The sequence below is a fragment of the Cellulomonas algicola genome (assembly GCF_019024305.1).
Classification (GTDB): Bacteria; Actinomycetota; Actinomycetes; order Actinomycetales; family Cellulomonadaceae; genus Cellulomonas; species Cellulomonas algicola.
Window position 1 is genome coordinate 254,871 of sequence record NZ_JAHKSJ010000013.1, and the last position, 23,468, is coordinate 278,338.

General features: G+C 74.1%; 20 protein-coding genes. 13 read left to right on the plus strand and 7 right to left on the minus strand.

Annotated features, from left to right (window positions below; all coding sequences use genetic code 11):
• The first annotated feature begins 72 nt into the window (after positions 1-72).
• A complete protein-coding gene (locus tag KOV94_RS11790) occupies positions 73-1,464 on the plus strand; it encodes an NYN domain-containing protein (RefSeq protein WP_218052131.1) in 1,392 nt (463 codons plus the stop codon).
• 51 nt (positions 1,465-1,515) lie between these two features.
• Positions 1,516-1,731 carry a hypothetical protein gene (locus KOV94_RS11795; protein ID WP_124342995.1) on the plus strand — a complete coding sequence of 72 codons (216 nt, stop codon included), beginning with the start codon at positions 1,516-1,518 and terminating at the stop codon, positions 1,729-1,731.
• Between the two features lie 9 nt (positions 1,732-1,740).
• Here KOV94_RS11795 and KOV94_RS11800 read toward each other — a convergent pair whose 3' ends face one another.
• A complete protein-coding gene (locus KOV94_RS11800) occupies positions 1,741-3,546 on the minus strand; it encodes an AMP-dependent synthetase/ligase (RefSeq protein WP_124342996.1) in 1,806 nt (601 codons plus the stop codon).
• Positions 3,547-3,745: 199 nt separating this feature from the next.
• On the opposite strand from KOV94_RS11800, the gene KOV94_RS11805 reads away from it, so the two are divergent.
• Entirely contained in the window at positions 3,746-4,687 is a 942-nt protein-coding gene (locus tag KOV94_RS11805; RefSeq protein ID WP_124342997.1) for an ROK family glucokinase, read from the plus strand.
• A 51-nt stretch (positions 4,688-4,738) separates the two neighbouring features.
• Here the strand turns inward: KOV94_RS11805 and KOV94_RS11810 are convergent, their stop codons facing one another.
• A complete protein-coding gene (locus tag KOV94_RS11810; RefSeq protein ID WP_124342998.1) occupies positions 4,739-5,308 on the minus strand; it encodes a COX15/CtaA family protein in 570 nt (189 codons plus the stop codon).
• A gap of 163 nt (positions 5,309-5,471) precedes the next feature.
• On the opposite strand from KOV94_RS11810, the gene KOV94_RS11815 reads away from it, so the two are divergent.
• From KOV94_RS11815 to KOV94_RS11825, 3 genes are all read left to right on the plus strand, one after another.
• Positions 5,472-6,251 (plus strand): lysophospholipid acyltransferase family protein, encoded by a 780-nt coding sequence (locus tag KOV94_RS11815; RefSeq protein WP_218052165.1) that lies wholly within the window; start codon positions 5,472-5,474, stop codon positions 6,249-6,251.
• 126 nt (positions 6,252-6,377) lie between these two features.
• The gene (locus KOV94_RS11820; RefSeq protein WP_124343804.1) at positions 6,378-7,598 is read left to right on the plus strand and encodes a pyrophosphate--fructose-6-phosphate 1-phosphotransferase; all 1,221 of its coding nucleotides are present in this window, start codon (positions 6,378-6,380) and stop codon (positions 7,596-7,598) included.
• Complete coding sequence (locus KOV94_RS11825; protein ID WP_124343803.1) at positions 7,595-8,947, plus strand: class II 3-deoxy-7-phosphoheptulonate synthase; 1,353 nt, start codon at positions 7,595-7,597, stop codon at positions 8,945-8,947. The genes KOV94_RS11820 and KOV94_RS11825 overlap by 4 nt, the downstream gene beginning before the upstream one ends.
• A 152-nt stretch (positions 8,948-9,099) precedes the next feature.
• Here KOV94_RS11825 and pknB read toward each other — a convergent pair whose 3' ends face one another.
• A complete protein-coding gene (pknB, locus tag KOV94_RS11830) occupies positions 9,100-11,103 on the minus strand; it encodes a Stk1 family PASTA domain-containing Ser/Thr kinase (RefSeq protein ID WP_218052132.1) in 2,004 nt (667 codons plus the stop codon).
• A 49-nt stretch (positions 11,104-11,152) separates the two neighbouring features.
• Positions 11,153-12,319, minus strand: coding sequence for a LysM peptidoglycan-binding domain-containing protein (locus KOV94_RS11835; RefSeq protein ID WP_124343801.1), 1,167 nt, complete (start codon positions 12,317-12,319; stop codon positions 11,153-11,155).
• Between the two features lie 146 nt (positions 12,320-12,465).
• Here KOV94_RS11835 and KOV94_RS11840 point away from each other — a divergent pair, with 146 nt between their 5' ends.
• Positions 12,466-12,879 (plus strand): Rv2175c family DNA-binding protein, encoded by a 414-nt coding sequence (locus KOV94_RS11840; RefSeq protein WP_124343800.1) that lies wholly within the window; start codon positions 12,466-12,468, stop codon positions 12,877-12,879.
• Positions 12,880-12,929: 50 nt separating this feature from the next.
• Here the strand turns inward: KOV94_RS11840 and KOV94_RS11845 are convergent, their stop codons facing one another.
• Together KOV94_RS11845 and KOV94_RS11850 are read right to left on the minus strand one after the other, a co-directional pair.
• Positions 12,930-14,048: a polyprenyl synthetase family protein gene (locus KOV94_RS11845; RefSeq protein ID WP_124343799.1), complete on the minus strand. Its 1,119-nt coding sequence runs from the start codon at positions 14,046-14,048 to the stop codon at positions 12,930-12,932.
• Positions 14,049-14,058: 10 nt separating this feature from the next.
• Complete coding sequence (locus KOV94_RS11850; RefSeq protein ID WP_124343798.1) at positions 14,059-14,580, minus strand: hypothetical protein; 522 nt, start codon at positions 14,578-14,580, stop codon at positions 14,059-14,061.
• 181 nt (positions 14,581-14,761) lie between these two features.
• Here KOV94_RS11850 and KOV94_RS11855 point away from each other — a divergent pair, with 181 nt between their 5' ends.
• The 3 genes from KOV94_RS11855 to KOV94_RS11865 all read left to right on the plus strand — a co-directional run bounded on the left by KOV94_RS11855 (position 14,762) and on the right by KOV94_RS11865 (position 18,482).
• Complete coding sequence (locus KOV94_RS11855; RefSeq protein ID WP_218052133.1) at positions 14,762-16,009, plus strand: DUF4192 domain-containing protein; 1,248 nt, start codon at positions 14,762-14,764, stop codon at positions 16,007-16,009.
• A gap of 108 nt (positions 16,010-16,117) precedes the next feature.
• On the plus strand, positions 16,118-16,516 hold the full coding sequence (locus KOV94_RS11860; protein ID WP_124341184.1) for a universal stress protein: 399 nt from the start codon (positions 16,118-16,120) through the stop codon (positions 16,514-16,516).
• Between the two features lie 346 nt (positions 16,517-16,862).
• Positions 16,863-18,482, plus strand: coding sequence for an RNA polymerase sigma factor (locus KOV94_RS11865; RefSeq protein WP_218052134.1), 1,620 nt, complete (start codon positions 16,863-16,865; stop codon positions 18,480-18,482).
• A 230-nt stretch (positions 18,483-18,712) separates the two neighbouring features.
• Here KOV94_RS11865 and KOV94_RS11870 read toward each other — a convergent pair whose 3' ends face one another.
• On the minus strand, positions 18,713-18,922 hold the full coding sequence (locus tag KOV94_RS11870) for a DUF7455 domain-containing protein (RefSeq protein WP_225916503.1): 210 nt from the start codon (positions 18,920-18,922) through the stop codon (positions 18,713-18,715).
• 196 nt (positions 18,923-19,118) lie between these two features.
• Here KOV94_RS11870 and KOV94_RS11875 point away from each other — a divergent pair, with 196 nt between their 5' ends.
• The 3 genes from KOV94_RS11875 to KOV94_RS11885 all read left to right on the plus strand — a co-directional run bounded on the left by KOV94_RS11875 (position 19,119) and on the right by KOV94_RS11885 (position 23,423).
• Complete coding sequence (locus tag KOV94_RS11875) at positions 19,119-21,257, plus strand: DNA gyrase/topoisomerase IV subunit B (protein WP_124341187.1); 2,139 nt, start codon at positions 19,119-19,121, stop codon at positions 21,255-21,257.
• Between the two features lie 238 nt (positions 21,258-21,495).
• The gene (locus KOV94_RS11880; protein ID WP_308160504.1) at positions 21,496-22,524 is read left to right on the plus strand and encodes a GNAT family N-acetyltransferase; all 1,029 of its coding nucleotides are present in this window, start codon (positions 21,496-21,498) and stop codon (positions 22,522-22,524) included.
• Positions 22,525-22,655: 131 nt separating this feature from the next.
• The gene (locus KOV94_RS11885) at positions 22,656-23,423 is read left to right on the plus strand and encodes a lysoplasmalogenase family protein (RefSeq protein WP_308160506.1); all 768 of its coding nucleotides are present in this window, start codon (positions 22,656-22,658) and stop codon (positions 23,421-23,423) included.
• Positions 23,424-23,468 lie beyond the last annotated feature (45 nt).

Here is a 23,468-nt window from a genome sequence, read left to right on the forward strand (position 1 = left end):
ACCCCGTGGTCGGTGCGGCGCGTCGGACGAGCGGCGGTCGAGGCGAGGTCGCCCGGGACCTAGGGTGCTGCCATGAGCGGCGCCGGAGCACCTGAGGAGCCGCCGGCGCGAGCGCAGGACCTGCGCACCGGCGAGGTGCCGGCGGACGTGCGGGCGGCCCTCGTGCAGGTCGCGGCCGACGTGCTCGGCACGCTCGACGGCTCCGACGTGCCGACGACGCTCCGGGCGGTCCGCCAGTTCGCGCCCCGACGCCGCGCGTCGGCGGGTGCCGGGCCCCTGTGGACGGCGCTCCAGGACGACGGCTTCCGCGCCCGGGTGGCGCGTGCGTGGGCGACGGACCACCCGGACCTCGCACGCACCCTCGCCGGCGACACCGCCGGCGAGACGGACGCCGGCACCGACGCCGCCGACAGCACGGACCGCTCCGACGACACCGACGACGGTGCGGCCGCCGCGGGTGCGGGTGGCGCGACCCACGGCACGTCAGCGGCGGTCGGCGCGTGGCTCCTCGGGCACGACTGGAGGCCGTTCGTGCCGACAGCCGACGTGCGGCCGTCGCCGGAGGTCGCGCGGCTCACCGAGCGGCTCGGCCGCAGCGAGGCCGAGGTCGAGCGGCTGCGCGACGACCTGACCGGCGCGCGCCGTGAGGCCGCCGACGCCCGGGACGCGCTTGCCGCCCTGCAGCGCGAGCTGCGTCGGCTCCGCTCGGACGCGGACCGGGCGCGCAGCGAGGGGCGTCGTCAGGCCGACGAGGCTGCGGCCGCGCTGGCACGCGCCGAGGAGGCGCGCGCGGGGGCGGCGGACGACGCGCGGGCGGCCGCCGACGACCTGCGAGCGGCCCAGGCGGAGCGCACGGCCGCCCGGGCCGAGCTGCGCTCCGCACGCAAGCTCGCCGACGCCCGCGTGCGCCTCCTGCTCGACACCATCGTCGACGCCGCGACCGGCCTGCGGCACGAGCTCGCGCTGCCGCCCGCGGCGGACCTGCCCGCGGACCTCGTCGCGCCCGACCAGACCCGCCCCGCGCCGCGGCCGGGGTCGCGCGGCCGGTCGGCCGACGACCCGGCGCTGCTGGACGAGCTGCTGCGGCAGCCGTGGGCGCACGTGCTCGTCGACGGCTACAACGTCACGAAGACCGGGTACGGGGAGCTGACCCTCGCGGACCAGCGCCGGCGCCTCGTGGACGGCCTCGCGCGCGTCGCGGCCGGCACGGGGGCGGAGGTGACGTGCTGCTTCGACGGCCAGCCCGGTCAGGCGCCGCCGGCGGTCCAGGCGCGCGGGGTGCGCGTGCTGTTCTCGGTGGGGGAGATCGCCGACGACCTCATCCGCCGCCTGGTGGCCGCCGAGCCGCCGGGACGCGTCCTCGTGGTGGTGACGAGCGACCAGGCGGTCGCGCGCGACGTCGAGGCCCGGGGCGCGTGGGTCGTGCCGTCGACGACGCTGCTGGCGCGCCTGCAGCACCTGTGACCCGACGCGCGCGGCGGGGGAGTGTCGGACGCCGTCGCTAGCGTCCGCCGCATGATCATCGACTGCGACTCCTGCGCGGTCCGCGGCAGGGACTGCGCCGACTGCGTCGTCTCGTTCCTCACGATCCCCGTCCGCCCGGCGGCGGTCGTGCCGGCGTCCGGGGACGCCGCAGGGGCGGTCGAGCTCGACGCCGCGGAACGGCACGCGATCGGCGTGCTGGCGGCGTCGGGGCTCGTCCCGCCCCTGCGGCTCGTGGAGGCCGGATGACCTCCCTCGCTACTCCCGGTCGTCGCTGTACAGCGCCTCGACGTCGGCCGCGAAGTCCTTCATGACGACCGCGCGCCGGATGCTGAGCTTCGGCGTGAGGTAGCCGTCGGCCAGCGTCAGGTCGCGGTCGAGGATGCGGTACTTGCGGATCGACTCGGCTCGCGAGACCGCGCGGTTCGTCTTCGCGACGGCCTTGTCGAGCGACGCGAGCACGTCCGGGTCCGTGCGGGCCTCCTCGAGGCTCATGGCCGGCTTGCCGTGCGCGGCGAGCCAGCCCGGCACGCCCTCGGGGTCGAGCGTGATGAGCGCCCCGATGAACGGCCGCTGGTCGCCGACGACGACGACCTGGCTGATGAGCGGGTGCGCGCGCAGGCGGTCCTCGAGGATCGTCGGCGCGACGTTCTTGCCGCCCGCAGTGACGATGATCTCCTTCTTGCGGCCCGTGATCGTGAGGAAGCCGTCGTCGTCGAGCGCGCCCAGGTCGCCGGTGCGGAACCAGCCGTCGGCGAGCGACTCCCGCGTCGCCTGCTCGTTGGCGTGGTAGCCCGTGAAGACCTGGATGCCCTTGATCTCGACCTCGCCGTCGGCGGCGATCCGGATCGCCGTGCCGGGCAGCGGCAGACCGACCGTGCCGATCTTCGTCTTCCCCGGACGGTTGACCGTCGCGGGCGCCGTCGTCTCGGTCAGTCCGTAGCCCTCGAGGACCTTGAGGCCCACGCCGCGGTAGAAGTGCCCGAGGCGCTCGCCCAGGGGCGCTCCGCCGGAGATCGCCCACTCGGCCTGCCCGCCGAGCGCGGCGCGCAGCTTGTGCAGCACGAGGACGTCGGCGACCTTGTGCTGCAGCCTGAGCCACGGGCTCGGGCCCTTGGGGTTGTCCAGCGCACGCGAGTAGACGATCGCGGTCTTCGCGGCACGCTGGAAGATGGGGCCCTTGCCGCCCGCGGCGGCCTTCTGCTCGGCCGAGTTGTAGACCTTCTCGAACACGCGCGGCACGGACAGGATGAACGTCGGGCGGAACGAGCCCAGGTCCTCGACGAGGGTCCGCGTGTCGGGCGTGTGGCCGAGCACCGCACCCGCCGGGATGCACAGCACCTCGATGAAGCGCGCGAACACGTGCGCGAGCGGCATGAACAGGAGCGTGCGGGCCCCGTCGCCCGCGACGACCTCCTGGAGCCCGGCGACCGTGTTCACGGTGAGCTCGTAGAAGTTGCCGTGCGTCAGCTCGACGCCCTTCGGGCGGCCTGTGGTGCCCGAGGTGTAGATGATCGTCGCGACGTCCCCCAGCGACGCGATCGACCGGCGGCGCGCGATCTCCTCGTCCGGCACGTCCGCCCCCGCGGCGACGAGGTCGTCCACGGCACCGTCGTCGAGGACGAGCACGTCGCGCAGGCGGGTCGCGGGCCGGACCTCGTCGACGACCGCGAGGTGGTCGCGCGTCTCGACGACGAGGAGCGTGACGTCGGAGTCGGTGAGGATCCACTCGACCTGCTCGGCCGACGACGTCTCGTACAGCGGGACCGGCACGGCCCCCGCGCGCCAGGCCGCCCAGTCGACGAGCGACCACTCGTACCGCGTGCGCGACATGATCCCGACGCGGTCGCCCGGCTGCACCCCGCGTGCGACCAGGCCCTTCGCGACGGCGACGACCTCCGCGTCGAACTCCCGCGCGGTCAGCGGGATCCACGGGCCACCGGCCTGTGACTTGTGCTCGACCAGGACGCGGTCCGGGGTGTCGCGGACGCGGGTGGCGAAGAGGTCGTTGAGGTTGTGCTCGGGATCGACCTCGACGAGCAGGGGAGTGTGGAACTCGTCCATTCTGGCTCCAGTGGCAGTGGCGAAGTGTGCGACGAGGATACGTGACGTGACAAGGGCCACATCGTCGCCCGAACGTGTCGCATGCCGCGGGACCAGCAGGACGATCGGCGCACGTGTCGGGTCCGCGGGCCGCTAGCGTGGTGCCGCGGACCTCTCGGTCGCGGACCCCAGGCACTGACGCGTAGGAGCACTCACGGACATGCACGCCATCGGTGTGGACATCGGCGGGACGAAGATCGCGGCAGGCGTCGTCGACGAGGAGGGCGTGATCCTCGCGCAGACGCGCGTCGAGACGTCCCCGGACGACGTCGCGGGGATCGACCGCGCGATCGCCCAGGTCTACCGCGAGCTGGCGGGCTCCTACGAGGTCGGGGCCATGGGCCTGGCCGCGGCCGGCTTCGTCGCCGCCGACCGTTCGGGCGTCCTGTTCGCGCCGAACATCGCGTGGCGCGACTACCCGCTGCGGGACAAGGTCAAGGCGCTCATCGACGACGACCTCACGATCGTGGTCGAGAACGACGCGAACGCCGCCGGCTGGGCCGAGTTCCGGTTCGGTGCGGCGCGCGACGTCGACGACATGCTCCTGCTCACGGTCGGCACGGGCCTCGGCGGCGCGATCGTCTCGAACGGCGAGCTCGTGCGCGGTGCGTGGGGTGTCGCGTCGGAGGTCGGGCACATGCGCGTCGTGCCGGGCGGCCACTACTGCGGCTGCGGCCACGAGGGCTGCTGGGAGCAGTACGCGTCGGGCAGCGCGCTCGTCCGCGACGCCCAGGCCGCGGTGCTGCGCGAGCCCGAGCGCGCCGAGCGGCTGCTGCAGCTCGCGGGCGACGCCGAGAAGATCGTCGGCCCGCAGATCACGCAGGCCGCCGAGGAGGGCGACCCGCTGTCGATCGAGCTGCTCGCCGAGCTCGGTCGCTGGCTCGGGGAGGGTGCGGCGTCCGCGACGGCGCTGCTCGACCCCGCGCTCATCGTCGTCGGCGGCGGTGTCGTGGCGGCCGGCGAGCTGCTGCTCGGCCCGGCACGTCGCGGCTTCGGGGAGCAGCTCTCCGCGCGCGGGCACCGTCCGGAGGCGTCGTTCGTCGCCGCCGCGATGGGCAACGACGCCGGCATGGTCGGCGCGGCGGACCTCGCGCGCCTCTGACAGCGCCGGCATGACGTCGCCGGCCTGACCTCGCCGTCGGCGCGGGCGCGGTCAGACGACGGCGCCCGTGTCGTCGTCCTCCGGGTCGCGGCGGTGCGGCATGCGCCAGACGAGCACCGCGACGCCGATGACGAAGACCGCGGCCGCGGCCTGCACGATCGCGCTGGGCGCGTCGCGCCAGAACAGCACGACGGCAAGCAGGAACAGCGGCATGCCCGCCGCCGCGATCCACGCCATCGTCAGCAGCGGGTCGCCGCCGAGCACGGGGCCCGGGTCGGGCGGCACGAAGTGCTCCTCGGCGTCGACGGCCTGCTCGGCGTCGTCGATCTGGTCGGTGCCCGACCAGTCGCGTCCGGACGCGTCCCGTGCGGAGCGCACGACGCGCGCCTCGGACGTCCACGCGGTCGCGTCGGGCGTGGGGTCGGTCGGTGCGGCGGCTCGACCGGACGGGTCCTCGTCGTCGTCGTCCTCGCCCGTGTAGCCGGCGAGGTCGCCGAGCTGTGCGACGATCGCGTCCCAGCGTTCGTCGTCGGTCTCGGCGTGCGCGTCGTCGGCCGGTCCCGGCGCGTCGGACCCCGGAGGGGGGACCGCGTCGTCGGGGTCGTCGGGGCGTGCAGCCATGAGAGCACTCTAGAGTCGGACGCAGCGGTCGGGGACGCCCTGCGCCGGTCGATCGGTCAGGGGCGTGGTCCCGAGCCGCGCGGGCCGGTCCGTCAGGAGCCCGTGGGCGGGCCGGAACGTGCCGATGAGTCGGCTGAGAGGTGGGCTGTTGTTCTACTGGTTGATGAAGCGGGTGTTCGTGGGCCCGCTGCTGCACCTCGTGTACCGCCCGTGGGTGCGCGGTGCGCAGCACGTCCCCGCGCGCGGCGCCGCGATCCTCGCGAGCAACCACCTCGCGGTGATCGACTCGTTCTTCCTGCCGCTCGTGCTCGACCGCGAGCTCGTCTTCATCGGCAAGCAGGAGTACTTCACGGGCCGCGGGATCAAGGGCCGGATGACCGCGGGCTTCATGCGCGGCGTCGGCACGATCCCCGTCGACCGCGGCGGCGGCAAGGCCAGCGAGGCGGCCCTCAACACGGGCCTGCGGCGGCTGCGCGAGGGCGACCTGTTCGGCATCTACCCCGAGGGCACCCGCAGCCCCGACGGCCGCCTGTACCGCGGCAAGACGGGTGTCGCGCGGCTCGCGCTCGAGTCCGGCGCCCCCGTCATCCCGGTCGCGATGGTCGGCACCGAGATCGCGCAGCCCCTCGGTCGCAAGATCCCGAAGATCATGCGCATCGGCGTCGTCATCGGCGAGCCGCTCGACTTCAGCCGCTACCAGGGCATGGAGAACGACCGCTTCATCCTGCGGTCGGTCACCGACGAGATCATGTACGCGATCATGAGCCTGTCCGGCCAGGAGTACGTCGACGTGTACGCGGCGACCCAGAAGGCGCGCATCGCCACAGGTCACCCCGCTGCGACGGGCGACGCGCAGGACCACCTGCCGTCGGCGCCGGGCGGCCGCCCGGTCCCGGAGGTCCAGGTTCCGGTCCCACCCGAGGACGGGTCCGCGCGTCAGTAGGATGAGCCCGTCGGTCTCGACCGACCGTGCACGGCCCGACGTCCCCCGACGGGAGACCGGGTCCGGCACGTCAGGGCGGGAACGCCGCAGCGCGTCCGCCGTGCTCATCTACGAGAGGTGTGTCTCATGTCGGTTCGTCGCGTCGCCCTCCTGACCGCAGGTGGCTTCGCTCCGTGCCTGTCGTCCGCCGTCGGTGGCCTCATCGAGCGTTACACCGAGATCGCGCCGGACGTCGAGATCATCGCCTACGAGCACGGGTACTACGGCCTGCTGCGCGGCGACAAGATCGTGATCGACGCGGAGACCCGCAGGAAGGCCGGCATCCTGCACCGCTTCGGCGGCTCGCCGATCGGCAACTCGCGCGTCAAGCTCACCAACGCCAAGGACTGCGTCAAGCGCGGCCTGGTGCAGGAGGGCCAGGACCCGCTGCAGGTCGCGGCGGAGCAGCTCAAGGCCGACGGCGTCGACGTGCTCCACACGATCGGCGGCGACGACACCAACACGACGGCCGCGGACCTGGCCGCGTACCTCGCGGACAACGGCTACGGCCTGACCGTCGTCGGCCTGCCCAAGACGATCGACAACGACGTGGTGCCGATCCGCCAGTCGCTCGGCGCGTGGACCGCGGCCGAGGAGGCCGCCGGCTTCGCGGCGAACGTCATCGGCGAGCACCGCTCGGGCCCGCGCATGCTCATCGTCCACGAGGTCATGGGCCGGCACTGCGGGTGGCTCACGGCCGCCGCGGCCGCCGAGTACCGCAAGTGGCTCGACCAGCAGGAGTGGGTCCCGGGCATCGGCCTCACGCGCGAGCGCTGGGACATCCACGCCGTCTTCGTGCCCGAGCTCGCGCTCGACATCGACGCCGAGGCCGAGCGCCTCAAGAAGGTCATGGACACCCAGGGCAACGTCAACATCTTCCTGTCCGAGGGTGCGGGCATGCACGAGATCGTCGAGCAGCTCACCGCGGCGGGCACGCCCCCGGAGCGCGACCCGTTCGGTCACGTCAAGCTCGACACCATCAACCCGGGCCAGTGGTTCGCGAAGCAGTTCGCGGAGAAGCTCGGCGCCGAGAAGACGATGGTCCAGAAGTCCGGCTACTACTCGCGCGCCGCGGCCGCGAACGCCGAGGACCTGCGCCTCATCAAGTCGATGACCGACCTCGCGGTCGAGTGCGCCCTGCGTGGCGAGTCCGGCGTCATCGGCCACGACGAGGAGCAGGGCGACGTGCTGCGCGCCATCGAGTTCCCGCGCATCGCGGGCGGCAAGGCGTTCGACGTCTCGCAGCCCTGGTTCGGCGAGCTGCTGGCGGACATCGGCCAGCCGCTCGTCGCGGCGAGCCACTCATGAGCGTCGAGCCGGACCCGCAGGTGCTCGCCGGGCTGGACGCCTGGCGGGACCTGCCCGCGGGTCAGCAGCCGCAGTGGCCCGACCGGGGTGCGCTCGAGAAGGTGTCGTCGCGGCTCGCCGCGCTGCCGCCGCTGGTCTTCGCGGGGGAGTCGGACGCGCTGCGCGGCCAGCTCGCCGCCGCGGGTCGCGGTGAGGCGTTCCTGCTCCAGGGCGGGGACTGCGCGGAGACGTTCGCCGAGGCGACGGCCGACAACATCCGGAACAAGATCAAGACGATCCTCCAGATGGCCGTCGTGCTGACCTACGGCGCGAGCCTGCCCGTCATCAAGATGGGCCGGATGGCGGGGCAGTACGCCAAGCCGCGCAGCTCGGACTCCGAGACGCGCGACGGCGTGACGCTGCCCGCGTTCCGCGGGGACATCATCAACGGCTTCGACTTCACCTCCGAGGCCCGCGTCCCCGACCCGCAGCGCCTGCTCGAGGCGTACCACACGTCCGCGTCGACGCTGAACCTCATCCGTGCGTTCACGACGGGTGGCTTCGCGTCGCTGCTGCGCGTGCACGAGTGGAACCGCGGGTTCACGACGAATCCCGCGTACTCGCGCTACGAGGAGATCGCCGCCGAGATCGACCGCGCGATCCGGTTCATGGCTGCGTGCGGCGCCGACTTCGACGCGCTGCGCACCGTGGACTTCTTCTCGTCGCACGAGGGGCTGCTGCTCGACTACGAGCGGCCGCTCACGCGCATCGACTCGCGCACGGGCCTGCCGTACGACTGCTCGGCGCACTTCCTGTGGATCGGGGAGCGCACGCGTCAGCTCGACGGTGCGCACGTCGACTACTTCTCGCGCGTGCAGAACCCGATCGGCATCAAGCTCGGGCCGACGTCGACGGGCGACGACGCGCTCGCGCTCATCGACCGGCTGAACCCGAGCGGAGAACCGGGCCGGATCACCTTCATCACGCGCATGGGCGCCGGCAAGGTCCGCGACCTGCTGCCCGCGCTCGTCGAGAAGGTGAGCGCCGACGGGCGTCCCGTGACGTGGGTGTGCGACCCGATGCACGGCAACGGCATCACGTCGGCCACGGGGTACAAGACGCGCCGCTTCTCGGACGTCATGGACGAGGTCGCGGGCTTCTTCGAGGTGCACCGGGCGCTCGGCACCGTGCCGGGGGGCCTGCACATCGAGCTCACGGGCGACGACGTCACCGAGGTGCTCGGCGGCTCGGAGGAGATCGACGACGCGGGTCTCGCGCGTCGCTACGAGACGCTCGTGGACCCGCGGCTCAACCACCAGCAGTCGCTCGAGATGGCGTTCCAGGTCGTGGAGCTGCTCCGCAAGGCCTGACGCACCGCTGCACCGCTGGGGCGGCCGGACGTGGGACACCACGACGGCCGCCCCAGCGTCGTCCTGCGTGCACCTTCGCGGCGCCGAGCGCGCGACGCACGCCTGACGGACGGCGGTCGACGTGCGGCCGTCAGCGGCCGACGTGCCACGGGTCAGACGACGGTCAGCGTGATGACGGTCCCCTTGGCGACCTTCTGGCCCGACCCGACGCTCTGGTCGCGGACCGTGCCGAAGATGCCGCCCAGGACGTTGCTGCGCTTCGGCTCCATCCCGAGGGCGGTCAGCGCGGCGGCCGCCTCGTCGTACTGCATGCCGATGAGCTTCGGGATCTCGAAGAGCTCGGGGCCCTTGGACACGGTGAGCGTGACCGTGTCGCCGCGGAACAGCTGGGTCTTGTCCGGCGGGTCCTGCGAGATGACGTGACCCGCCTCGACGGTGTCGCTGAACGCCTCGGTGGTCGCCACCTTGAGCCCGAGCCCGTCGAGCGTCGCGGTCGCCCCGTCGAGCGGCTCGTTGACCACGCTGACGACGGTGACGGGCGCGGGGCCCTTCGAGACGACGAGCGCGACCTCGGTGCCGCGCGTGCTGCGGACGCCCGGGTCGGCGGGCGAGCCGTCGGGCAGCGTCGCGCTGATGACGACGCCGTTCGGGACGGTGTCGTGGTACTCGGCGGGCGGGTAGGTCGCCTTCAGCCCGGCGTCGGCGAGCGTCTTCTCGGCGTTCGCCTGGAGCTCGTTCACCACGCCCTGCGGCACGTTCACGTAGTCGGGGCCCTTGGAGACCGTGAGCTCGACGACGCCCTCCTTGCGCACGCGTTCACCGACCGCGGGGTCGCTCGCGACCACGGTCCCGACGGGGGCCGTGGGGTCGAACGCCTCGACCCGGCTGGCGTCCAGCCCGGCGTCGTCGAGGGCGGCCTTCGCCTCGTCCTCGGTCACCTGCAGCACGGACGGGACGGTCGTCCACGCGCCCGGGCCGACCCGCAGGTACCACCACGTGCCCAGCCCGCCGAGCGCGAGGAGCAGCACGAGGAGCATCGCCAGCACGCGGACGCGCCGGCGGCGCGGGGGCGGTGCGGTGTCGACGACGCTGACCGGTGCGGACGGCGGGGCGGCACCGAGGCCGATCGGCAGGGCGACCGTCGCACCGCTCGGGCGCGGGACCGGGAGGCGTGTCGTCTCGTCGGTCGGGACGTCGTCCGTGGGCTCCGCCTCCGCGTCGAGGTCCGTCTCGTCGGGGTCGGTCGCGGCAGGCAGGGCGATGGAGGGTTCCACGTCGGCGCGTCGGGCGAGCGTCTCGGCGTCGAGGGACGCACGGGTGCGCCGCACGAGCGTCAGGGCCGCAGCCGCGTCGAGCGGGCGGTCGTCGGGGGACCGCGCGGCGAGCGCGGCGACGAGCTCGTCGACCTCGGCGGGGAGCCACGACACGGCGTCGGAGGGTGCCGGGATGTCGTTGTTCACGTGCTGGAACGCGACCTGGATCGGCGTCTCGCCCGTGAAGGGCTGGGCGCCGACGAGCATCTCGTACAGGAGGATGCCGCACGCGTACACGTCGGTGCGGGCGTCGCTGGCACCCCGCACCACGAGCTCGGGTGCGAGGTACGCGACCGTGCCGAGCACGGTGCCGGTCGTGGTCGACGTGACCTCGGTGACCGCACGTGCCAGGCCGAAGTCCGCGAGCTTGACCCGGTCGTCGCTCGCCAGCAGCACGTTCTCGGGCTTGATGTCCCGGTGGACGAGGCCGACGCGGTGCGCCGCGGCGAGCGCGTCGAGCACCGCCTCGGTGACGCGCAGGGTCTCGCCGACGGTCAGCGCGCCCTGCTCCGCGATCCGGCGGCGCAGGTTGGAGCCGTCGACGTACTCCATCGTGAGGTAGCTGGTCTCGCCGTCGAGCCCTTGGTCGAAGACCCCGACCAGGCCGGGGTGCGTGAGCCGCGCAGCCGTCCGGGCCTCGCGACGGAACCGCGCGACGAAGTCCGCGCCCGAGGTGCCCTCCGCGAGGTGCGGGTGCATGACCTTGAGGGCGACGTCGCGGTCGAGCCGTCGGTCGACGGCCAGGTAGACGGTCGCCATCCCGCCGCGCGCGATCCGGGAGACGATCTCGTACCGGCCGTCGACCAGGCGGCCGACGAGCGGATCGGTGACGGTGGCTCCCACGCGCAGGAGTCTACGGTCGGGCGTGCCCGGATCGTCGCAGGCAGGGCCCTCAGGCGAAGCGCGTCATGTGCGACTGCACGTTGGCGACGTACTGCTTGGTGTCGGTGAACATGCCGTTGCGCTTCACGGACGACGCGCCCTGGTAGTACCCGGCGATCGCGGTCGGCAGGTCGGGCGCGTTGCGCACGAGCGAGCGCAGGATCGCGACGCCCGCGACGACGTTGTCGTCGGGGTTCAGCAGGTCGAGCGGCCGCCCGACGAGGTCCGACGCCCACTTCCCGGACGACGGGATGACCTGCATGGTGCCGATGGCGTTCGCGGGGGAGACGACGGCGTGGTTGAAGCCGGACTCCTGGAACGCGACGGCGAGCGCGAGCGCCGGGTCGACGCCGTACGCGCGCGCCGTCGCGGTGATCTTGGCCCGCATGTCGGCCTTCGACGGCACGGCGGACGCGCGCAGCGCGGCGAGGTTGGCGTTGGCGGCGGAGACCGTCGCAGCCGGGTACGACCGGCCCGCGAAGGTCGAGCCGACGCTCGTCGCCGCGGCCGGGGCGACGCCCGGGATGGTGAGCGTCTGGCCGATGCGGATGAACGCGCGCGCGTCGAGGCCGTTCGCGGCGACGATCGCGGACACCGTCGTGCCGTAGCGGCTGGCGATCGCGGAGACCGTCTCGCCACCGGCGACGGTGTGCGTCGCGGACGCGGGGGCGGCGGCGACGGCGGGCGTCGCGGCGGCGGCGCTGCCCGCGCCGGCGGCCCCGGGGATGGTGAGCGTCTGCCCCACCCGGATGAAGGCGCGCGCGTCGAGGCCGTTCGCGGAGACGATCGCCGCGACCGTGGTGCCGTGACGGCTCGCGATGTGGCTGACGGTGTCGCCGTTGCGGACGGTGTACGTCGCGGCAGCCGGCGTCGGTGCGGTGGTCGCGGCCGGGGCGACGCGCACCCCGGACGACCCGGTGGGGATCGTGAGCACCTGACCGATGCGGATGAAGGCGCGCGCGTCGAGGCCGTTGGCCTGACGGACGGCCGTGACGGTCGAGCCGTGCCGGGCCGCGATGTGGCTCACGGTGTCGCCGGAGCGGACCGTGACCTGCTCGTCGGCGTGCGCTGCGGTGCCGGTGGCGGTCACGGCGACGGCGGCCACCGCGAGCGTGGCGCCCGTGGCGGTCGCGGTACGGCGCAGGCCGTCGGCGCGGGACGTGGCGAGCGGCGTCATGACGGCCCCCTCAGACGAGTCAGGAGTGACTCGTGGTGCTGGTGTGAAACAAGTGACAGAAAATGACGGTAGCCGAGCGGTCCAGGCAGGGAAAGGCGGGTGGGCGAATTGCGCGGCTGTCATTCGGCGATGCGTACTCTTGACGGGTGAACGACGCATCCGACGCCCTCGACCGCCTCGTCGACGAGTGGCTCACCGTGCCCGACGTGGCCGAGCGCACCGGACTCGACGCCGGGAAGGTGCGGCGCCTGCTCCAGGAACGTCGCCTCGTCGGCGCCCGCCGCGGTGACCCCCGCGTGCTGTCCGTCCCGGCCGCGTTCCTCGTCCCCGGGCACCTCGCGAACCCCGCGCAGCCCACGACGCCCCGCCCGGACGACGCGTGGACGGTGCTCGCCTCGCTGCAGGGCACGCTGACGGTCCTGGCGGACGCCGGTTTCTCGGACGAGGACGCGATCGTCTGGCTCTTCACGCCCGACGACTCGCTGCCGGGCACGCCCGTCGAGGCGCTCCGTGCGGGCCGCAAGACCGAGGTGCGCCGGCGGGCCCAGGCCGAGCTCTGACGAGGACGTCCCGGCCTCGGTCGTCGCGGCCCTCGTCCTGGCCGGTGCCGTCAGGCCCGGCGGTCCACCGCGGCGTGCGCGACCTCCGCGAGGCGTGACGCCGCCGGCTCCGGCCACGCGCGCGCGGCCATGATCGCGAACGCGCGGCCCGCCAGGTCCTCGATCGTGCGCTCGACCTCCTCGACCGCGCCCGTCGACGCGATCGCGTCAGCGAGCCGGGTCACGACGTCGTCCGGCATCGCACGGTCGCCGAGGTGGTCGCGGAGCAACGACACGGTCGCCTCGTCGCCGCGCTCGCGCGCCAGGCGCACGGCGCGGGCGACCAGGACGGTGCGCTTGCCCTCGCGCAGGTCGTCACCCGCGGGCTTGCCCGTCGTCGACGGGTCGCCGAACACCCCGAGCAGGTCGTCGCGCAGCTGGAACGCCTCGCCCAGCGGGAGCCCGATCGCGCGGCACGCGTCCAGGGCCGGCCCGTCCGCGTCGGCGAGCGCCGCGCCGAGCACGATGGGGTGCTCGACGCTGTAGCGCGCGGCCTTCGCCTGGATGACGCGCCGTGCGCGCGCCTCGTCGGCGTCCGGGTCCGCGCCCCAGGGCATCGCCTGCGCGAGGACGTCCAGGTACTGCCCGACGGTCACCTCGGTCCGCATGAGGTCGAAGACCTCGCGCGCGGCCGCCGCCCGGCTCGCGGGGGCGTCGGCGAGCGCGCCGGCGAACTCCTGCTCGCTCGCGACGAGCGCGAGGTCGCCGAGGAGGATCGCCGCCGACGCCCCGAACCGGACCGCGTCGCCCAGCAGACCCTGCTCGGCGTGCAGCCGCTCGAACGCGCGGTGCGCCGACGGCATGCCGCGGCGCGTGTCCGAGTCGTCCATGACGTCGTCGTGGAAGAGCGCCGCGGCCTGGAACAGCTCGAGCGCGGCCCCGACGCGCAGCACCGCCGCGGCCTCGGGCGTCCCGGGCTCCCCGCCGTGCGCACGCCACGACCACCAGCAGAACGCCGCGCGCAGCCGCTTGCCGCCCGAGAGCATGCGGGTCACGGCCGCGACCAGGGGCGCCGTGTCGTCGCCGAGTGCGCCGAGCTCCGTGGTCAGGCGGGCGACGTGCCCCGCGAGCAGCGCGTCGACCTGGGGGCGGACGTCCTCGAGGTCGACGAGCGCGGGTGTGGCGGTCATGCCCCGCAGCCTAGGCGGTCGTCGGGCGCACCTGACCGCCGAGCGTGAGCGTGCGGACGCCGTCCCGGTCGAGGATCCCGACGACCAGGAGCTCGCTGCCGTCACCGCGCGAGAAGGTCGACTGCGCGGCCAGCCCGGGCTCGGGGGCGGGAGGCGACGACTCGCTGAACCCGGCGGCGACGAGCGGTCCGCGCAGCGCCTCGAGCAGCCCTGCGGCGTCCTGCTCGGTGCGGAGGTTGAGGCTGACGTCGAGCAGGTCGGAACCGTCGACGGGGTGCACGGACGACACCAGCACCTCGGCACCGGCGGGCACCGGGAGGAGCGCGGACGGGAAGCCGTCCGCGAGCCGTCCGACGGCCGACGCCGTCGCGCCGTCGTCCGGCAGCAGGGTCTCGCTCGGGGCGGGCTCGGCGGTCAGCGCACGCGTGGGCGAGGCCGTCGGGTCGACCGTCGCGGGAGCGCTCGTGGAGCACGCGGCGACCGCGCCGGCGACGGCGGCGGCGAGCACGGCGGCTGTCCAGGGGCGGGGCACCGCGCCAGGGTAGTCGGCGCCCGGCGGCCCGGCGGCCTGATGGCGCCGTGGCCTGGGGCCAGGCGGCCCGACGGCACGTCGGCCTCCGCCCAGCCGTCCACAGACCCGTCGGCGCGCTTCCCGCCCACAGGGTGCGTCGACGACCGTCCCGGCCGGGTCGGCGCTGCGCTGTGCTGCCGCCATGGACACCACGACCCTGCGCGTCAGCGAGCCCCGCGAGCTGCTGGCCCTCGTCCCGTACCGCCTCGGCTTCCGTCCACGGGACAGCGCGGTCGCCATCAGTCTCCGCCCGCCACGCGGCCAGGTCGGCCTCGTGGTGCGGGTCGACCTCGAGCAGCTCGCCGACCCCGACGACGGCGGACGGTGCGCTCGCGCCCTCGTGGGCCTGCTCGACCAGGACGGGGCACGCCGCGCCGTCCTCGTGCTGTACGTCGAGGACGACCCGCGCGCGGGCGGCGCCCGCACGGCGGTACGCGCCGTCGAGGCGCTCCGCGAGGCGGCGGCGGTCCCGTTGGGCGACGTCGTCGTCTGGGTCGTCACCGCGACGGGGTACCTGGCCCTCGACTGCACCGACCACGCGTGCTGCCCGCCCGGCGGCCGACCGTTGCGCGAGCTCGACAGCACGCAGACGAGCGCGCGCATGGTGCTGGCCGGCTCGGCCGTCGCGGGCTCGCGCGGGGACCTCGGACGGATCCGCCGCGCCGACGAGGACGCGCGCCGCGGTGCCGCGCGGACCCGGCGGCGGTGGGAGCGGCGACGTGAGACGGCGACCGCCCAGGGGCCGCGCGAGCTCGCCGCGTGGCGGCACGACTGCCTGGCGGCGTGGCGCGCCGCAGTGGCGGCGGAGCAGGTCGCCGCCGAGCGGGGAGCCGGTGCGGACGCCTCGGCCCGCCCCCCGTCGCGGACGGCGGCCGGTGGCACGCGCGGCGCGCCCGGTAGTCCCGGGCTCGCGGCGGCCGGTGACACCCGCGGCGCGCCCGACAGTCCCGGGCGCGCGCCGTGGGGTCGCATCGAGGCGGGTCTCGTCGACCGTCGGGTGCGGGACGCCGTGCTCGTCGGGATGCTGCCGGGGACGGGCGACCTCCCCGAGCGCAGCGTGACGGGGGAGTCACCGGCCCCCGCGGTCGACGCGGCGGTGGGTGCGGCCGTGGCGACGCTCGTGGATCCCGCGCGCGCGATGCGTCCGCCGGCGGACGTCGACGTGCACGAGCGGGTGCTCGAGCGGGTCGTCGCGCATGGCCGCGCCGGCGGCCAGGCACCGGCCCTGACGCTGCTGGCGATGCTCGCGTGGTGGCGTGGCGACGGGGTACGCGCCGCGGTCCTGCTCGAGCGCGCGCTCACCGACGACCCCGGTCACCGGCTCGCCGTGCTGCTCGCGGACGTGCTCGCGGCGGCCGTGCCGCCGGGCTGGGTGCGGTCGGCGTGCTGAGCTCCGAGGCCGTGAACGGGCAGGTCCGACGCGTGTGCCCTCGAACGTCGGCCGTACCTCGGGTAGCGTCACGGCCACGGCGCGACGGTTGTGGACGAGGGAGGACCGATGGGCGGCATCGTGGTCGGTTACCTGGCGACCCCCGAGGGCCGTGCGGCTCTCGAGGCGGCGGTCGAGGAGGCGCGCCGGAACGACTCGAGGGTCGTCGTGGTTGTGAGCGCGCGGCCCGACGAGGCGCCCGAGCAGCGTGCGGCGGTCGAGCAGGCGCTCGCGCAGGTCGAGTCGGAGCTCGCGGCCGGCGGCATCCCGCACGAGGTGCGGCTGCTGGACGGCGGCGACGTGGCCGACGACCTCATCGGGACGGCCGAGGACATCGACGCGCAGCTGGTCGTCATCGGCCTGCGTCGGCGCAGCCCCGTGGGCAAGCTCATCCTCGGTGCCAACGCGCAGCGCGTGCTGTTCGACGCCCCGTGCCCGGTCCTGACGGTGAAGCCCGCCGCGAGCTGAGACGCGCCGCGCCGCCGGAGCGAGCCGTCGTCGGCCGCGCGTCCGGTCGGCGCATCCCGCCCGCACGCACCGGGCGGCGATCCGGGACGGCGCCGTCGTGCGGTTCTCCGCGGCGGCGGTCGGTTCGGCTCGTGGCACCGCGTGGTGCGCTCTCCGCGCGAGATCGTGCGGCCCTGCGCGGGAATGCCGGGGGCCGCTCCTCCGTTGGAACGACGTCAGCCCGTGTGCCGGCGTCGACGAGGGCGCCACACCTGCCGCCGCAGCCGCCGTGCGCGGTCTCCGCCGGTACAATATGGGTCTACCTCCCGGCTCCCGCTCCGGGTGTCTCGCTGCCGAAAGGTAATTCGTGTCGTCCCAGACCCCGCATCCCGCGCTCCCGCGCGAGTTCGAGCACCCCGCCCTCCAGGAGCTGGTCCTCCGGGGGCGGACCCATGGCACCGTCAGCGCCGAGGAGCTGCGTTCCGCCTGCGAGCAGGCGGACGTCCAGGACCCGAAGCGTCTGAAGGCCGTCATGCGTGGCCTCGGCACCGCGGGTATCGGCGTGCAGCAGCCCGCCGCGGCCCCCGCTCCCGCGCGTGCCGTCGCGGCGACCAGCGCCAAGGCGCGGACGTCGACCAAGGCCGTCGTCGCGCGAGACGAGGCCGACGGCGACGCGCCCGCCCGCCCCGCCGCCAAGAAGGCGACGACCGCGAAGGCCGCCGGCACCGCCAAGGCCACCGCCAAGCCCGCGGCGAAGTCGACCGGTCCCAAGACGGCCGGCAAGGCCTCGGCCGCCAAGGCCGCCACGCCCGGGAAGGCCGGCGACTCCGACGAGGAGATCGACGAGACCGAGGAGCTCGAGGACGTCGAGATCGACGAGACCGAGACGCTCGAGGACGTCGACGTCGCGGCCGAGGACACCGAGGAGACGGCCGAGACCACCGAGGGCGACGACGAGGAGTCGACCGACGCGAAGCCGAAGGCCGCGGCCGAGGAGGAGTCGGAGGACAGCGCCGGCTTCGTGTACTCGGACGCCGACGACGACGACGCGCCGGTGCAGCAGGTCGTCACCGCGGGTGCGACGGCCGACCCGGTCAAGGACTACCTCAAGCAGATCGGCAAGGTCGCGCTGTTGAACGCGGAGCAGGAGGTCGAGCTCGCCAAGCGCATCGAGGCCGGCCTGTTCGCGGAGGAGCGTCTGAACGCCGGCGTCACGATGGAGCCGAAGCTGCGTCGTGAGCTCGAGTGGATCGCGGGCGACGGTCGTCGGGCCAAGAACCACCTGCTCGAGGCCAACCTGCGGCTCGTCGTCTCGCTCGCCAAGCGGTACACCGGTCGCGGCATGCTCTTCCTGGACCTGATCCAGGAGGGCAACCTCGGTCTGATCCGCGCGGTCGAGAAGTTCGACTACACCAAGGGCTACAAGTTCTCGACGTACGCGACGTGGTGGATCCGCCAGGCCATCACCCGCGCGATGGCCGACCAGGCGCGCACCATCCGCATCCCGGTGCACATGGTCGAGGTCATCAACAAGCTCGCGCGTGTCCAGCGTCAGATGCTCCAGGACCTGGGCCGCGAGCCCACGCCGGAGGAGCTGGCCAAGGAGCTCGACATGACGCCCGAGAAGGTCGTCGAGGTCCAGAAGTACGGCCGTGAGCCCATCTCGCTGCACACGCCCCTCGGTGAGGACGGCGACAGCGAGTTCGGTGACCTCATCGAGGACTCCGAGGCCGTCGTGCCCGCCGACGCGGTGAGCTTCACGCTCCTGCAGGAGCAGCTGCACCAGGTCCTCGACACCCTGTCCGAGCGCGAGGCCGGCGTCGTCTCGATGCGGTTCGGTCTCACGGACGGCCAGCCGAAGACGCTCGACGAGATCGGCAAGGTCTACGGAGTGACGCGTGAGCGCATCCGTCAGATCGAGTCCAAGACGATGTCGAAGCTGCGCCACCCGTCGCGCTCGCAGGTCCTCCGGGACTACCTCGACTGATCCGGCGCCCAGCGCCCGACGGAGCCCGCCCCGCGTCTGCGGTGGCGGGCTCCGCTGCGTCCGGGGCGGGGTGCGCGGTCGCCGTCGGCCGGAGCCTTCAGCCGGAGCGTGGGCCGGAGCCGTCGGACGGAGCGTCTGCCGGGCTCGTCAGCGTGGGGGGTGGGCCGGAAATCCGACGAGGCCCGGACCGCAAGGGTCCGGGCCTCGTCGTGCGAGTGTCGTGCGGTGCCTCAGCGGGCGGCGCCGGTGCCGGCGCCGTGCTCGGCGAGCAGGCGGTCGGTCTCGTCGTGGACGTGCGTCGCGACGTCCGCGAACTTCGGCGCGTGCTCACGCGCGTGGTGCGCGCAGAACAGCAGCTCGCCCACGGGGAGCACCACGCGGACGTAGGCCTGGGCACCGCAGCGGTCGCAACGGTCGGCTGCGGTCAACGGCTCGGTCATGGTCCCTGTCACGTCTCCATACAACCATCCCGGACGCGGATCCATCTCACCGGCGGCGGGTGGTTCGCTCCCGGCGTACGGGGTTTCCCCCGGTCGGGACGAGATCGTGTCCGGACCGTGTCCGACCCGTGTCCCGGCCGTGTCCGCTGCGGCGAGGTTCCCCGGTGCTGTCAGGCCGCCCGGCTACCATCCCCCCGTGACGACGACTTCCCCGCAGTCCGGCTACACGGCCCGGCACCTGTCGGTGCTCGAGGGCCTGGAGGCGGTCCGCAAGCGCCCCGGCATGTACATCGGCACGACCGACAGCCGCGGGCTCATGCACTGCCTCTGGGAGATCATCGACAACTCCGTCGACGAGGCGCTCGCCGGGCACGGTGACCGCATCGACATCGTGCTGCACGCCGACACGTCGGTCGAGGTCCGCGACAACGGTCGCGGCATCCCGGTCGACGTCGAGCCGAAGACCGGCCTGACGGGCGTCGAGGTCGTGTTCACCAAGCTGCACGCGGGCGGCAAGTTCGGCGGCGGCTCGTACGGCGCGTCGGGCGGTCTGCACGGCGTCGGCGCCTCGGTCGTCAACGCGCTGTCGGCACGGCTCGACGTCGAGGTCGACCGCGGCGGCCGCACGCACCGCATGACGTTCCACCGCGGCGAGCCGGGCGTGTTCGACGACCGCGAGGGCCTGAGCCCCGAGTCGCCGTTCGAGCCGTTCGTCTCGGGCTCCGAGCTCGCGGTCGTCGGCAAGACGGCCCGCGCCCGCACGGGCACGCGCGTGCGCTACTGGGCGGACCGGCAGATCTTCCCGAAGACGGCCGTGTTCTCCTACGACGAGCTCGTGACGCGTGCGCGTCAGACGAGCTTCCTGGTGCCCGGCCTCACGCTGACCGTGCGCGACGAGCGCGGCATCCCCGGCACGCCGGGGGAGGGCGGCCCGCACGAGGAGACGTTCTTCCACAGCGGTGGCGTCGTCGACTTCGTCGACCACCTGTCGCCGGACCCGGCGGTGACGGACACCTGGCACCTCACGGGCTCGGGCACGTTCACCGAGACGGTCCCGGTGCTCGACGACCGCGGCCACATGACCCCGCAGGAGGTCAGCCGCACCTGCGAGGTCGACGTCGCGCTGCGCTGGGGGACCGGCTACGAGACCGAGGTCCGGTCGTTCGTCAACATCATCGCGACGCCCAAGGGCGGCACGCATCTCGCGGGCTTCGAGACGGGCCTGCTGCGCACGGTCCGCAAGGCCGTCGAGGCGAACGCGCGCCGGCTCAAGATCAGCGCGAAGGACGCGGCGACCGAGCGCATCGAGAAGGAGGACGTGCTCGCGGGCCTCACCGCGGTCGTGACGGTCCGGCTCGCGGAGCCGCAGTTCGAGGGCCAGACGAAGGAGGTCCTCGGCACCGCGCCGGTGCGCGCGATCGTCGCGAAGGTCCTCGACACCGAGCTCGGCGGCATCTTCGTGTCGCCCAAGCGCGACCACAAGGCGCAGTCGTCGCTGCTGCTCGACAAGGTCGTGGGGGAGATGCGGGCGCGGCTGTCGGCGCGCAAGCAGAAGGAGATCTCCCGCCGGAAGAACGCGCTCGAGTCGTCGTCGCTGCCCGCGAAGCTCGCGGACTGCCGCATCGACGACGTGGACCGCAGCGAGCTGTTCATCGTCGAGGGCGACAGCGCGCTCGGCACCGCGAAGCTCGCGCGCAGCTCGGACTTCCAGGCGCTGCTGCCGATCCGCGGCAAGATCCTCAACGTCCAGAAGGCGTCCGTCACGGACATGCTGAAGAACACCGAGTGCGCCTCGATCATCCAGGTGATCGGTGCGGGCTCGGGCCGGACGTTCGACCTCGACGCCGCGCGCTACGGCAAGGTCGTGATGATGACGGACGCCGACGTCGACGGCGCCCACATCCGCACCCTGCTGCTCACGCTCTTCTTCCGCTACATGCGGCCGCTCGTCGAGCAGGGCCGCGTCTACGCGGCGGTCCCGCCGCTGCACCGCATCGAGCTCGTCGGGGGCGGCCGCAAGGCCGACCCCGAGGACCGGTACCTCTACACCTACTCGGAGGCGGAGCTCGCGGCGACGCTCAAGCGGCTCGACCGCAGCGGCAAGCGCTACAAGGACGACATCCAGCGGTACAAGGGTCTCGGTGAGATGGACGCCGACCAGCTCGCGGAGACGACGATGGACCCACGTCACCGCACGCTGCGCCGCGTCACCGTCGAGGCCGCGGCCCGCGCCGAGCAGATCTTCGAGCTGCTCATGGGCTCGGACGTGGCGCCGCGCAAGGACTTCATCGTCGCGGGTGCCCAGGCGCTCGACCGGTCGCGCATCGACGCCTGAGGCCGTCCCGTCGCGTCCGGGCTGAGCCCTGTCGCGTCCGGGCCGAGCCCCGCACGGCCGGCGCGGTCCGGTCTGGTCCGGTCCGGTCCGGTCCGCTGGACGGCCGGGGGACATGCCGCCGCGGCGACACCCACCGGCTGCAGGACCGGCACCGGCACCGGCACGACCACGGCGACGGCGCGGACGTCGAGCCAATTTCCGGTTGCCCCTGGCCGGGACGTGCCGTGAGGGTGGGTCGGTGACCACCACCTCTCTGCCGCCCATCGCGGAGCGCGCCGCCGCGCCCGTCGACGTGCCGCTGCCCGACCCGTCGCTGGGCCTCACCTGGCGCCCGGTCACGCGAGACGACGTCCCGGCGCTGAGCGCGCTCGTCACCCGCACGGAGGTCGCCGACGGTGTGCCCTACCGGACGGTGGCCGAGGAGATCGACGAGAAGCTCGACGGCGAGTGGCGTGACATCCCGCGCGACACGCTCGTCGGCCTGGACGCCGACGGTGTGCCGCGGGCGTGGGCCGAGGTGGACCAGCCCCCGGGCGACACGCGCGTCGTGCGGGCGTTCGTCGGAGGAGGCGTCGACCCGGACTGGCGGGGTCGCGGAGTCGGCCGGGCGATCGTGGCCTGGTCGCACGCCCGTGCGCGCCAGGTCCTCGCGGCGAGCGGCAAGGAGCTGCCCGCACGGATCGCCGCCTACGTGCCGGACGAGGCGCAGGACGCGGCCCGGCTGCTGACCCGCTCGGGCATGACGCCCGTGCGCTACTACGCCGAGATGCGCCGCCCGTTGGACGTGCCGCCGCCCGAGGCGCCGACGCCCGACGGCGTGCGGATCGTCCCGTGGGCGCCCGAGCACGACGAGGGCGCGCGTCTCGCGCACAACGCCGCGTTCGCCGACCACTGGGGGAGCGAGCCGCGCAACGCCGCGCAATGGGTCCACGGCCGCAGCATGTTCGCGCCGACGTGGAGCCTGGTCGCGCTGGACGACGACGACCAGGTCGTCGGCTACCTCCTGTCCGGGCGGTACGAGGCCGACTGGGAGGTCACGGGCCACTCGGCGGGGTACACCGACCTGCTCGGGGTCGTCCGCGAGTGGCGCGGCCGCGGGCTCGCGTCGGCGCTGCTCGCCGCGGTCATGGCGGTCTACCGGTCGGACGGCATGGAGTACGCCGAGCTCAGCGTCGACACCGCGAACCGGTCGGGTGCGCACCGGCTCTACACGGGCCTGGGGTACGCCGTGTACGCCAGCTCGGCGATGTACGCGATCGAGCTCTGAGCCCTGCGGGCGACGGTCGCGCGAACCGTCCTCGGAGGGCGTGCGACGCGGGTTAGCATCGGCGACGGCCGGACGACGAGGTCCGGCCGCGTGCCGTCCCGGACGCTGACGTCCGGTCCCAGGAGGTCGCCGTGCTCCGGTCCCTGCCCGTCGCTGCTCGCGTGTGGTCGGTCCTCTACGTCGTCGACGCGGTGCTGCTGCTCGTGTGCCGTGCGGCGGGCGCCGACGCCGTCGCGGAGGTCGCGCAGTGGTGCGCGATGCCGCTGCTCGCGGCTGCGGTCGCGACCGCGACCCGGTGGCCGCGCGGGCGGCTCGTGACGTGGACGCTCGTCGCGCTCGGCTGCTCGTGGCTCGGCGACACGCTCCCGGCGACGTCCGGCGGCGACACCGCGTTCCTGCTCATGGTCGGCGGGTTCCTGCTCGCGCAGGTCGCGTTCGTCGTGGCGTTCGCCCCCGACGCGCGTCGCTCGGTCGCCTACCGGCACCCGGTGCGGCTGCTGCCCTACGCGGTCGTCCTCGTCGTCCTGGTCGGGCTCTGCGCGCCGCATGCGGGTGCGCTGCTGGTGCCGGTCGCGGTGTACGGCGGCGTGCTCGTCGCGATGGCGGTCCTCGCGACCGGCGTGAGCCCGCTCGCCGGGGCCGCGGGCGCCGTGTTCGTCGTGTCCGACGGCCTGATCGCGCTCGAGGCGTTCGTGCCGGCGTGGCACCTGCCCGGCCAGGACGTCTGGGTGATGCTGACCTACCTGCTCGCGCAGGGGATGCTCGCGGTGGCCGTCGTCGAGCGCAACCACGCCGCCCGGCGGGCCCGGCCCGTGCCCGCGGCGGAGGCACGGCCGCCGGCGCCGAAGCGCGACAACGTGGTCGCGCTCGTCGGCTGGACCGGGGCGCCCGTCCGCTGACGCGCGGTCGAGACGACGGCGTGCCGGCGGCGGCGCGGTCGCGAC